This window comes from Ignavibacterium sp., assembly GCA_032027145.1.
Lineage (GTDB): Bacteria > Bacteroidota > Ignavibacteria > Ignavibacteriales > Ignavibacteriaceae > IGN3.
This window is the reverse complement of record JAVSMP010000001.1, coordinates 1339761-1352568: the sequence shown is the minus strand read 5'-3', so window position 1 is coordinate 1352568 and position 12808 is coordinate 1339761. Positions and strand designations below refer to the sequence as shown.

Annotated in this window: 13 protein-coding genes; 1 reads left to right on the top strand and 12 read right to left on the bottom strand. The window is 33.9% G+C overall.

Features of this window, described 5'->3' with window-relative positions; translation table 11 throughout:
• Positions 1-4 precede the first annotated feature (4 nt).
• The 12 genes from ROY99_05445 to ROY99_05390 form a co-directional block, all read right to left on the bottom strand.
• Positions 5-220: a hypothetical protein gene (locus ROY99_05445; protein ID MDT3695818.1), complete on the bottom strand. Its 216-nt coding sequence runs from the start codon at positions 218-220 to the stop codon at positions 5-7.
• Between the two features lie 95 nt (positions 221-315).
• Positions 316-1161, bottom strand: a complete 846-nt coding sequence (locus tag ROY99_05440) for an AAA family ATPase (GenBank protein MDT3695817.1) — start codon at positions 1159-1161, stop codon at positions 316-318.
• Positions 1158-2318, bottom strand: coding sequence for a flagellar biosynthesis protein FlhF (flhF, locus tag ROY99_05435; protein ID MDT3695816.1), 1161 nt, complete (start codon positions 2316-2318; stop codon positions 1158-1160). The genes ROY99_05440 and flhF overlap by 4 nt, the downstream gene beginning before the upstream one ends.
• Positions 2308-4356 carry a flagellar biosynthesis protein FlhA gene (gene flhA, locus ROY99_05430; protein ID MDT3695815.1) on the bottom strand — a complete coding sequence of 683 codons (2049 nt, stop codon included), beginning with the start codon at positions 4354-4356 and terminating at the stop codon, positions 2308-2310. The genes flhF and flhA overlap by 11 nt, the downstream gene beginning before the upstream one ends.
• Positions 4357-4362: 6 nt before the next feature.
• The gene (gene flhB / locus ROY99_05425) at positions 4363-5442 is read right to left on the bottom strand and encodes a flagellar biosynthesis protein FlhB (GenBank protein ID MDT3695814.1); all 1080 of its coding nucleotides are present in this window, start codon (positions 5440-5442) and stop codon (positions 4363-4365) included.
• 2 nt (positions 5443-5444) lie between these two features.
• Positions 5445-6215 carry a flagellar biosynthetic protein FliR gene (gene fliR / locus ROY99_05420; GenBank protein ID MDT3695813.1) on the bottom strand — a complete coding sequence of 257 codons (771 nt, stop codon included), beginning with the start codon at positions 6213-6215 and terminating at the stop codon, positions 5445-5447.
• A gap of 2 nt (positions 6216-6217) precedes the next feature.
• Complete coding sequence (locus ROY99_05415) at positions 6218-6487, bottom strand: flagellar biosynthetic protein FliQ (GenBank protein MDT3695812.1); 270 nt, start codon at positions 6485-6487, stop codon at positions 6218-6220.
• A complete protein-coding gene (gene fliP, locus ROY99_05410) occupies positions 6484-7248 on the bottom strand; it encodes a flagellar type III secretion system pore protein FliP (GenBank protein MDT3695811.1) in 765 nt (254 codons plus the stop codon). Before fliP ends, ROY99_05415 begins: the two co-directional genes overlap by 4 nt.
• A complete protein-coding gene (locus ROY99_05405) occupies positions 7245-7577 on the bottom strand; it encodes a flagellar biosynthetic protein FliO (protein ID MDT3695810.1) in 333 nt (110 codons plus the stop codon). The genes fliP and ROY99_05405 overlap by 4 nt, the downstream gene beginning before the upstream one ends.
• 2 nt (positions 7578-7579) lie before the next feature.
• Positions 7580-7963 (bottom strand): flagellar motor switch protein FliN, encoded by a 384-nt coding sequence (gene fliN / locus ROY99_05400; GenBank protein ID MDT3695809.1) that lies wholly within the window; start codon positions 7961-7963, stop codon positions 7580-7582.
• Between the two features lie 12 nt (positions 7964-7975).
• Positions 7976-8950 carry a flagellar motor switch protein FliM gene (gene fliM, locus ROY99_05395; protein ID MDT3695808.1) on the bottom strand — a complete coding sequence of 325 codons (975 nt, stop codon included), beginning with the start codon at positions 8948-8950 and terminating at the stop codon, positions 7976-7978.
• A gap of 9 nt (positions 8951-8959) precedes the next feature.
• Positions 8960-9529 carry a flagellar basal body-associated FliL family protein gene (locus tag ROY99_05390; protein ID MDT3695807.1) on the bottom strand — a complete coding sequence of 190 codons (570 nt, stop codon included), beginning with the start codon at positions 9527-9529 and terminating at the stop codon, positions 8960-8962.
• 393 nt (positions 9530-9922) lie between these two features.
• On the opposite strand from ROY99_05390, the gene ROY99_05385 reads away from it, so the two are divergent.
• On the top strand, positions 9923-12682 hold the full coding sequence (locus ROY99_05385; GenBank protein ID MDT3695806.1) for a M6 family metalloprotease domain-containing protein: 2760 nt from the start codon (positions 9923-9925) through the stop codon (positions 12680-12682).
• Positions 12683-12808 lie beyond the last annotated feature (126 nt).

Below are 12808 nucleotides of genomic sequence, written 5' to 3'. Positions count from 1 at the left end.
TTCTTTACTCACTTTTTTTTGAATCTACTGTTGTTAGAGTCTCGTTTTTGTTTACCATTTTTAATACAAACAGAGCCACTACAGAAAGAACAATTGTAAATGCTACAAAAACAATAAAAGATTTTAGAACAACATCCTGCAGCGGCATACCTCTTTGACTGAAAAATATCAGTGCAAAACAAAAGACAAGTAATCCGAATTGTATAAGTATTTTATTCATTCATTCACCTTTGCTGTGATTTAGGCAAACCCTGTACCACTACTGACGCTTTAATAAAAGTTTAATAATTGAGAATAGAAGCTGTTTTTTATGCTTTATAATGTCGGTTCAAAAGAAGGATGGTTAATATTAAACACTTGATTAATTTTGCTAATCTTGTGGTCTGCAGAGATAAACGACTTAATAACCCTATCTGTTTTCTGATTTGCTGAATACAGATTTTGTTCGATTATTGATTTTCGAATCTGCGCTGATTCGGGGATACTAACCAGAAATTCTATTCGCGCTTTCAGGAAATGATTGACAGCCGTTCTTAGATTATCGAAAGCTTGATCTGCTTCGTTCGGTTCAACAACTCTATTAATTGTTACTAATATATTTTCTTTTGCTGAGCTGCTGATAAGCTGCTTTATCACCATATAAGCATCCATCAAAGCTGTTGGCTCAGGTGTGGCAACTATTATTTTAATATCCGATTGCTGCAGCAGATAAATATTTTCATTACTGATTCCCGCACCAAGATCAAACAAAATAAACTCGTATTTATCCGAAAGTTTTTCAATGTCTTCAAGCATTTTATAAATCTGCGAAGCTGAGGGGGATGATTTTTCAGAAAAGCCTGTATCACCCAAAACCAGATGTAGATTTGAATTATACTTAGTGATAACATCTTCAAATAATTTCTTTGACTCAAAATATTCTGCAAGATTTTTTTGCGGATGTAAATTGAAAAGCAGATGAATGTTGGCAAGTTTAAAATCCAGATCAATCAGCAATACTTTTTTTGATAAAGAAAGTTGATAGGCAAAATTAGCAGCAAAAAAAGTCTTGCCTGTTCCGCCTTTACCTGATGCTATAGCAATCTTTTTTAACGAAGAACTTTTATGATTTTTATTATATAGCTTTTCAAGTTCAATTATTCTGTCTAACTGTCCGGTCACGATCTCACTTGACCTGTATAAATTAAATTTGCAAGATAATCTTTATCAGCCGAGATAATATCATCCGGGATTGTTTGACCGTTTGTTAAAAACGATACAGGAGTTGCGGTCTTGGTTACAAGATTGATAATGTTACCATGAACAACAGCTTCATCTATCTTACTGAATATAAATGAGCTGTAATTAAACAGCTTGAATTTTTTTGCAATTTCTACAAGGTTTCTTGTTGAACTGGTAGCAGACAAAACAAGAAATGTTTCATCAACTTTTACCGAAGAAAGAAAATCAAGATTTGATTTTAACTGTGCTTCATTTTTCTGATTACGACCTACAGTATCAATAAATACAATATCCTTTTTTGCGAACTTCTTCATCAATGCTGGCATTTCAGAAGCCTGATATGCAACTAAAAAATCTGTATGACTTACGTCTGCAAAGCTTTTAAGCTGATCAACAGCACCAAGTCTGTATGTATCAATAGAAATTAAGCCGACGTCAAGCTTGTGAATTATTTTAGCTATCAATGCAAGCTTGGCAATGGTTGTTGTTTTTCCGACTCCGGTAGGACCAACAAGCGCAACAACTTTATGTTGTTTCTTAATATTCAGGTCTAAAGTTTTGGTAAGTATTAACGAACTGAGACAAGTCTGAACATAGTTTTCAAGATTATCCTTTGTTAAAAAGCTTTTATACTTTTTTAACTGATCCATTATTGACACAACAACAGCTTTATGAATTTCTTTTTCAGTAAGATTCTTAACAATCTCTTTCAGCCTGCTATCCGATTGAGTATCGTTTTCTGTTTTTCTTTCATTCGCCTGTATTTTATCTGTTGCATTATAAGCACTGCTTACTTTGGCTTCCTGTGATTTGTTTTTCTGTGCTTTGTTCTGCTGATAAATATGCTCGGTCATTTTCTTCATTTCATCAGCAAAGGAAATATCTTTAGATAGATTTTGTTTTGCTGCTTTTTCTTTTGTTTCAGCCGCAACTTCAAACTTGTCATAACCGGCAGTTATTTCATAAAGTTTCAATCTCTTATCATTTTCATCATGAACGATTCGTGTTCCCAGAATCAACGCTTCGGTTCCAAGTTCATCTTTCATTAATTGAGTTGCTTCTTTAAGCGATGATGCTTTGTATTTTTTAATATGCATTTGTCAGCTCCAGGTTATCAATAAATTCTATTTCAATTTGTGAAGGTAGTTCTGTATAAGATAATACTGCAACGGTCGGAAACGATGAATTAATAAGTCTGTAAAAATACGGGCGAATAGTAGCAGATGTAATAAAGATTGGTTTATAGCCGAGTGAATCAAATTTACTTACAATCATCTGCATTTTATTCTTAAGGTCTGACAGCATAACCGGATTTAATCCAAGTGTTTGTACTGCATCCTTTTGGTTCTGAAAAGATGCTGTTATATATGCCTCAAGTTTTTCACTTATAGCTGCAGCATGGATAATTCCGTTTCCATCTTTAAAAAGATTTGCTATTGTATTGTTAAGTGAGTGCCGCACATACTCAGTTAACACATCGATGTTTTTTGTAACTTTTGAGTAATCAATCAACGCTTCAATTATCTGAACAAGGTCTTTAATCGGTATTAATTCTTTCAATAAATTCTGCAGTACTTTTTGTATTGTTCCAAGCGGAAGAACATCAGCGGATATATCTTCAATAACTGCAGGATAATCTTTTTTAAGATTCTCAAGAAGTTGTTTAACAGCCTGTCTGCTTAATATTTTATCAAAGTTTTCTTTCAGTGTCTCCTGTAAATGTGTTGAAAGAACTGATATTGCATCAACAACAGTAAATCCTAACAATTCTGCCCTGTCTTTTTCTTCACGTGTTACCCAAAAACTTTGCAATCCGAAGGCGGGGTCTTTAGTCGGTATTCCATCGATCTTATCTTCAATTTCACCAGGATTCATAGCAAGAAATCTATCTGGATGTATCTCGAAAGTTGAGGCAATGTTTCCTTTTATTTTTATAATATATTCATTTGGCGAAAGCTGTAAGTTATCTCTTACTCTTACGGGCGGAATCAAAACACCAAATTCAAGTGCAATAAATTTTCTTGTTGTAGATATTTTGTTAAATAAATTTCCACCCTGCGATTCATCAACAAGACTAATAAGACCATAGCCAATTTCAATCTCAATAGGATCTACTTGCAAATACTGTTCAACTACTTCTTCACCTTTTTCAGAACTTGAAATTTCATCTTCAATTATTGTTGCTTCGCTTGCTTTCTGTTTATTTTTTATAAACGAAGTAACACCGAGAGTAACTCCAATCATTATAAAAGGAATAGTCGGCATTCCGGGAAGCAATGAAAAAATTACAACTGTTGTAGCAACAATACCAAGCACACGGGGATTTGTAAGTAATTGGGATTTTATTTGTGTATCAAGCGGAGTACCTGCAGCGCTTCTTGTAACTACCATACCTGCTGCCGTAGAAATCAATAGTGCCGGAACCTGCGAAACTAATCCATCACCAATTGTAAGAATTGTGTACTGTTGTAGTGCATCTGTTAGCTCTAAACCACGCTGTCCTATTCCAATAATAAAACCACCAACAATATTTATAACGTTTATTATCAATCCTGCAATTGCATCGCCTTTAACAAACTTACCAGCACCATCCATTGCACCATAAAATTCAGCTTCTCTTGAAATATTATCTCTGCGTTTTCTTGCTTCTGCTTCTGTTATCAACCCGGTGTTAAGGTCAGCATCAATTGCCATTTGCTTACCTGGCATTGCATCAAGAGTAAATCTGGCGGCAACCTCAGAAATACGCCCCGAACCTTTTACGATAACCATAAACTGAACAATGAGCAGGATAATAAAAACTATAAATCCTACCACATAATTGCCGCTTACTACAAACTGTCCGAAAGTCTCAATCACTTTGCCGGCATATCCATCAATTAAAATCAATCTTGTTGAGCTAATGTTAAGTGATAATCTGAAAAGTGTAGAAATTAAAAGCAATCCCGGAAATACAGATATGTCGAGCGGTGATTGAATAAATAATGACACAACAAAAATTAAAACTGATACTGTTATACTTAGTGCTAAAAAGAAATCAAGAAATCCAGGAGGAAGCGGTATCAGCATTAAGCCCAGCATTAGGATCAATCCAAATGCTAAAACTATATCAGTATTTCTGCCGAAGATTCCCATAATAAATTAAACGATAGATTTCTTTTTAGATTTTTTAAGATTATAAACATAAGCCAACACTTCTGCCACAGCTTTAAACAATGAGCCCGGAATTTTATCACCAACATCGCACATTTTATACAAAGCTCGTGCTAATTCTTTGTTCTCCTGAATCGGGATATCATGCTTTTTAGCTACTTCCTTAATTTTCTGTGCCAGCTCATCAACACCTTTTGCAATTACTGCAGGTGCTGCATCTTTATTCATATCATATTTTAGTGCAACTGCATAGTGTGTAGGGTTTGTAATTACAACATCAGCAGTCGGAAGGTCTTTCATCATTCTTCTTTTTGAAGCTTCGTACATCAATTTTTTTATTCTTGATTTTACATGCGGATCGCCTTCTGTCTGTTTCCATTCTTCTTTAACTTCTTCTTTTGTCATCATCATGTCTTTTTTGAACTTATATTTTTCCCAAGCAAAATCAGCAGCAGCAATTGCAAGATATACAAGCCCGATTTTCCAGATAAGATCAAAGGCTGCATCAAGCATAAATATCAGTATCTCGTTGATGCTGAATGATTCAAGCTGAGTTGCTGATGAGATAAGATCATCAAGAACATAATAGAGAAATCCACCCGTAACAATTAGTTTAACAATTGATTTAATCAGCTCAAAAAAAGACTTTGCAGAGATAAGATTTTTTACTCCATTTACTACATTGAGTTTATCAAATTTAATACTAAGTGCTTTTGGGCTTAGCTTAATGCCCACCTGCGAAATATTAGCAGCAAATATTACTACAATCAAACCGACAACAACAGGAGCGAGTGTAATTGCAAAGAATATATACCAGTCAGTCATAAAATGAGATATCATTGCCAGCCTGTTTGGGAATGTATCAAGTGAATCAAATATTGAAACGGTAAAAGATTTGATTCTTCCGCCGATAAATCCCTGAAACAAATAAAGCACAATAAATCCAGTTGAAAAAACTGCTAATGAGTTGACCTCGCGACTTTTAGCAACCTGTCCTCTGTCTCTTGCATCGCTTAATTTTTTACCGGTTGGTTGTTCGGTTTTTTCTTTGCCATCGTACTCAGCCATTATTAAGCTCCCATTGCAGCAATTAAGCTGTATAATTTATTTTCATAATCCTGTAGAAGATTTTTAATAACATAAATGTACAGCGGTGTAATAGCACCCAGCATCGCTACACCTATACCAACCTTTAATGGCTGCGTTACAAAAAATACCTGCATCTGAGGAATGATCCGGGCAACAATACCTTCGCCAATATGTACAAGAAAAAAAGAAACTATTATAGGAGAAGCAATTTTAACAGCTATAATAAAAACTGATGCAGAGTAGATAATTATCAAATCAAAAACAGGTTTGCTGATTACAAACTTACCAAGCGGCACTACAGAGAATGAATGTTTTATGGAACTAATTATGTAATGATGTCCGTTTATTAAAAAGAAGATCATCAAAGCTCCATAGTATAAAAATTCGCCAATAACATTTCCGCTTTCATCAGAGCTTGGATTAAAGACTTCTGCCATTGTTAATCCCATATCAAAACCGATTAACGTTCCTGCATACGAAACTCCCCAGAAAACAAATTGAAGCATAAATCCGATTATCAGTCCTGTAACGGCTTCTTTGAAAGAAAGTATAACCAGCATCCAGCCAGTTGGAACTGAAGCTATCGCATTTCTATCTATGGTTAAATAAACAATGTATGCAATTACAAGTGATAGAAATATTTTTGGTAATGCGGGTACTGATCTGCTGCCAAATATTGGACTTGCAATTAATGCAGTAGATATCCTTACAAAGATTAAAAATACTATTATAAAATCTATTATTCCAAACATTGCTATCTTACCAAAGTGATAAACATAGTAAAGTACTTTTCAGTAAAAGTTGTAAGCCTGTCTATAATCCATGGGAGCAGTACAACAACTGTAAGAACTGTTAAAAATATTTTCGGTACAAATGTTAATGTCATTTCCTGTATTGATGTAACTGCCTGAAAAATTGAAACCATAATTCCGACAATCATTGCAACAGCAAGTATCGGCAATAAAATTATAAACGCAGTTGTAAACGCATCTTTTAAAATCTCAATAAGTAATTCTTCTGTCATCCAAAACTCCTTACTACTGATCCAACTATTAAATTCCACCCATCAACAAGAATGAATAAAAGTATTTTGAATGGGAGTGATACAAGCATTGGCGGAACCATCATCATACCCATAGACATAAGTATGCTTGCAATTATCATATCAACCATTAAGAATGGGATGAATAAAAAGAATCCGATTATAAATCCGGTTCTAAGTTCGCTTAATACAAATGCAGGGATTACAACATAAGTTGGTAATTCAGTCCGGTTGTTTGGACGGGTCATATTGGCAAGTGATATAAACAAACCAAGATCTTCATCTCTAACATGTTTAAACATAAATTCTCTTATCGGTTCAATACCTTTGTTATATGCTTCTTCAGTAGTTATTTTTTCATCCATTAAAGGTTTAAGAGCATCTTCATTAACTTTATTCCACGTCGGCGCCATCACAAAAAAAGTAATAAAAAGTGCAACTCCGGCTAATAGTTGTCCAGGAGGCATTTGCTGGGTACCGAGTGCACTTTTAAGGAAATGGAACACAATTATAATTCTCAAATATGCAGTTGTCATTATCATAATAGACGGCGCCAACGCAAGAATGGTCATCAACAACAATATCTGCAGTGTTACGGATACATCCTGTCCGTTATTGGAGTTTCCTACCTGTATATCAACTTTGGGTAAAGGGAATGATAAGCTTTGTGTTTGCTGTGCATTTAAAGCAGAGGCAAATACAAAGAGAATAAAAATTATTGTTATAAGATTTTTTAATTTCATTTGTTTATGTATTTCCTGAACAAATCAGTAAATCCCTGATTATGAACAGTATGTGTTTCATCAATAAGATCAGATTCATCTGCATCTATTTCTTTAAGAAGATTTATGCTGTTCTCGCTTATACCAAGAATTAAAAGTTTATCTTTAACCCGCACAACAGATAAGAATTTTTTTGGCATAATCATCTGATTGCTAAGTACTTTAATGTTCTGTAATGATTTTCCACCACGTTTGAATGAATACTTCTTAACAAAAAGAAGTAAACCATAAAGCATCAGGCTTATTATTAAGAGTGGTAATATGAGTTTAATAATATCGAAAAAAGACATTATTACAGTCCTTTTAATCGGCTGTTAACATCAACAAGATTAACTATTCTTATTCCGAAATGTTTATCAATTACTACAACTTCACCTTCGGCAATTTTCTTGTTATTAACAAATATATCAACGGGTTCACTTGCAAGTTTATCAAGTTCGATAACATAACCACGTTCAAGCTCAAGTATTTCTTTAATTTGCATCTGGGTTCTACCCAGCTCGATATAAATACTTAACTGCAAATCTTTAAGAAAGTTTAATTTTTCCATCGAATCATTTCCGCTGAATCTCGATTCTTCAAATTCGGGAAGTTCAGCTTCGCTAATTACTTTAGTGTTGTGCACATTTTTGGTACTGTTTTGATTTTCTGCGTTTTGCTTAAATATTTCTTCCATAGCAAACTTTCCTTAAAGTGAATTTTTTCCGATTAAACTTTTTGTGATCTTAATTGCTTTATGATTATTTGAAATTCCAGGATGCCCAAGAAACAAAACTTTGTTATAAACTTTAATGATGTGTTCATCATGAATTTTCTTTTCAAGTACTATTACATCCCCTTTTTTAAGATCAGCTAGATCTTTGATTGAAATTTCGGATGTACCAAGCTCAACAGTAACCGGAACATAAGTTTGATTTAAATGCCGGCTGATTAATTCTTTTGTAGGTTTACCCTGATTTCTTGATGACATTGATGAAGATAATTTTTGTGATGACATTTTTGCCAGTATTGCATCAAAAGCAAAAGTTGCAAAACAAATGTTCATCAAATGAGATTCTTCACCAAATGAAAACTCGAATGAGATCAACAAAACAGATTCGTTTGGTGAAGTCAATTGAACAAAATCAATATCAGGTTCAAAGTGATCAACAATAAAATCCATGTTCTCAATGATCTGCCATGTCCTTTTAAGATCACCCATAACTTTTTCAACAATAACACTCAATACTTTTTGTTCTATCAATGTAATATTATTGCTTTGCTTTTTACTAGAGCCGTTACCGCCAAGAAGTCTATCCACAAGCGTTAAAGCTAAGTCTGTATTGAGTTCAAGTATTCCCTTAATATCTGTATTCTTTATATGGAAAGTGTAAAGACACGCAGGATTAGAAACCGAAAGGACATATTCTGAATAATAAATCTGATCAATAGTATTTACTTTAATATTTACTACTGTTTGAAGTTTTGTTACTAAAAATGAGCTTAGGCTTTCTGCAAAGTTTTCGTGAATGTTTCTGATTGTCCTTAACTGAGTTTTTGATATTCTGTTAGGTAATCTGAAATCATAAGGAATTATTTCCTCTTCTACCTGTATTTGCGGAAGTGCTTCGCCACCGCTTTTTAACAACGCATCTATTTCGGATTGTGATAAAACTTCAGACATATTTAATTCTTATTGGATTATGAATTTGCTGAAATAAACATTATTAACTTTTGAGCCGGGTAATTGTACTGTTAGATTTTTTAATATCTCAGTCTTTAGTGTATCTCTGTATGTTGCACTGCCAAGTTGATTGACATTTTTACTAGATAAAACACTTATTACTGCATCTTTAACTATTACCTGTTTTTCTTCAAGTGTCTTTTTGGATTCTTCAGTTTCAACTGAAAGACCAACACTGGCAAGCAGCAGCATTTTTCCATTTGTATTTGCAGGATTTACTATCAAATCATCTAATGAATAAATGAGCCCTGCTGCATTTTTACTTAGATCGCGCTCGCTTTCTTTACCCGGACTTTCTTGTTTGGTTTGTTCGTTCTTATTCACATTGCTTTCATCATTTGTTTCGGAAGCAGATTTGCTATAACTTGAAAGCAGTATATTAGCTGTAATAAAATACACGGCTACTAATTGTACAATAAAAACCGGTAAACCGATTACTAAAAATTTAGATTTGAACATTGACGATGATTTGTCTGTTTTAATTAATTCAGGAACTATTTGTGTTTTTTCTTCTGCCATAGTGTTTATCTTTTTACAACCGATATGCCACTAGAGATTTTGACAGAAATCGATAAATATTTCATTATTCAAAGCTTTTAGTGGTTAATATTGTTCAGATGAGTAAAATGATGAATAAAAACTCAGATACATTTTAGTTGGTTCGGAATGAAGAATACTCAATTATATATTGTTCAAAAGTTTAGTGTTGCACAACTGATTAAATTACAATTACAATTTCATTTCTAAATCTTTGATTATTAATCAAGCGGAAAGTACATCTACATCTTCTTCAGGAAACAAAACATTTAAACTATCTTTTCATTTAGCATAAAATTTTTATTGTATCATAAACTTCAAATATTTAATTTTAACATAAAATTTAATCATCTAACTAATTCTTTAGAGGATACCTTGAATAAAAATATCTTTAATGCAGCACTTGTTTTATCTTTTCTTTTCTTTACAAATTCTATCGCACAAGTTTCACCTCAAAAAGGTGTTACAGTTCCTTCACATGTCAAAGAATTTCATAAAATGATTCAAAAGGAATATTCAAAAGGATTTTATGCAGAAAAGTTTCAGGAGAGAAAACTATTGAGAGAAAAAGTTGCACAAGGATTATTACCGGAATCTACATTAGCAACTGATACTGTAAATGCTCTTACATTGTTGGGACAATACACTAATCTTTCAGGCTATTTTACTCAACAGGAATTCCAATCTAAATTATACGATGGACCAAATCCTACAGGAACTATTACTGATTTTTATCAAGAAATATCTTACGGTCAACTTCTTTTTACAGGTGATGCAAAAGGATGGTACACACTGCCTCGTACGCTTGAAGATTATGTTGGTTCAAATAACGGAATGGGCACAAACGGCGGACCACGTTTTGTATGGGAGTTGCTGCAAGCTGCTGATCCAACTCTTAATTTTGCTGATTACATTCAGTATTATGATGGCACCGGTAAACCACATATTGGCTTTATTGCTATTGTTCATTCCGGTGCAGGTGCAGAAGCAGGTGCCAGTAATATCTGGTCACATAGATGGAACTTCAAAAATTACAGCAATCAGGCTTTTACAACAAATGATATTGATCCGGCTTCTGGCAAAAACGTTATAATTGATGGAGATTATGCAATTATGCCGGAACGTAATGGTGGAAATAATAACAGCGGTTCACTTATTGAAATTGGTGTGTTTGCTCATGAATATGGACACATTTTTGGATTACCTGATCTATACGATACAGACTATTCTTCGGAAGGTATAGGAAACTGGTGTCTTATGGCTGGTGGTGCCTGGGGAGGAAATGGCTCTTCACCACAAACTCCATCCCAAATGAGTGCTTGGTGTAAGATTAAGCTCGGCTGGATAACACCGATTAATTTTACTTCGTATCAGGATTCACTTTCAGTTCTTAATGTTGAGGAAAATCCGGTGGTTTACAGAATGTGGCGCAATAGTACGATCACTAACCAATACTTTTTAATTGAGAACCGACAAAAAACCGGATTTGATATTAATCTTCCGAACTCAGGATTTTTAATCTATCATGTTGATGAGTCACAAAACAGCAATCAAAATGAAAATCGTTATCTGGTAGATCTTGAACAGGCAGATGGTTTACGAAATCTGAATAATAATCAAAACCGGGGCGATGCCGGCGATCCATTTCCGGGTTCAACAAACAATAAAAGATTTGATTGGAATACAAACCCAAACAGTAAGGATTATGCTTTACAAAATACTTTCGTATCTATCAGAAATATTCATAAAAATGGAAATGTAATGATTGGTGATTTTGCTATAGGATTACGTCCCGGAGTATTTGCCTTTGTAAATCCTGATCTGATTGATTTCGGTGATGTAGAGGAAGGAACAAATAGTACTGTTAAAACCGTTAGTGTTGCAAATCTCGGTACTCAGAATCTGATCATAACAAATATCCCAGCAAGTTTTGGAGATTTTAATTTTGTGTCTTCATTTTCATTTCCAGTAACTGTTCCCTCTTTGGATTCAGTTATTTTAGAATTTCAATTCTCTCCATCTTCAACTGGAAATTTTAATGTGGTGTATCCTATAAGTTCAAATGATACAGAATTCAATGGAATACAACTAACCGGGAACGGTTATGCTATCAGCCCTGTTACAGAAAAAACAATTTATGCGTCTTCAGGAGTTCAAAACAGCGGTAACCTTTTAACTGTTGATCCAATAACCGGCACCGGAACTCTCATTGGTCCAACCTTATTTGATGAAGTTAAAAGTGTTTCAATAAATCCGATTGATGGTAAATTATATGGAATCGTTTCTGAAGCTTCCTATGCTAAGCTATTAAAATTAAATGCCGGAAGTGGCAATGCTCATCATCTGTTTACATTTAATATTCCCTCAATGACATCAATCGCATTTGATACAGCAGGAGTTTTATATGGAATAACAAGAACAGGTGATTTGTACACTCTTGATATAACAAATGGCTCATCAAATTTTCTGGTAAATGCAACAGGTTCATATCTGGGAATAACTTTTAATCCTGTAACCAACGAACTTTGGGCAACTTCCCGCGCTCCTAATTTACCCAACAAAGATGCAATCTTTAAAGTTAATATTTCAACTGGTGATACAACAATAGTTGGTCATACAGGACTGGGTAAACAAACTAACGATATTGTTTTTGATGAGAACAATAATCTTTATGGCGTAATTGGATTAGCTTCAGAGTTGAATGATATTATCAGTATTAATACTTCTACTGGTGCAGGCTCTGTAATTGGATCAGTTGGAATGAAACACATATTAAGCCTGGCTTATCTGGAGCAATTTGCGACCGGCATAATTGAGCAGCAGAATAATGCAGTTTTACCTGCTGACTTTGTGTTAAGTCAGAATTATCCAAATCCATTTAATCCATCTACAAAAATTAATTTTTCACTCGCTGTTGAATCTGATGTTAAGCTTGTTATTTATAACATATTGGGACAAGAGTTAGTAACACTTATTAATGAACAGATGACAGCAGGAAATTATACTGTTAATTGGAATGCAATGGATCAAGGAGAAAGACATTTGACCAGCGGTATCTATTTTTACAAAATAACTGCAAACGGAATTAATGGTCAGAAATTTCAGGATATTAAGAAAATGGTTTTAGTCAAGTAACTATACACCTGTATTTTTCACATCCCTCTGATTGTAGAAAATTAGAGGGATTTTTTTTGCAGACTAATTCAAGTATCGTCTGTTTTCAAACACTATTAAAATAAAAAAGGGAGCTGTTACGGCTCC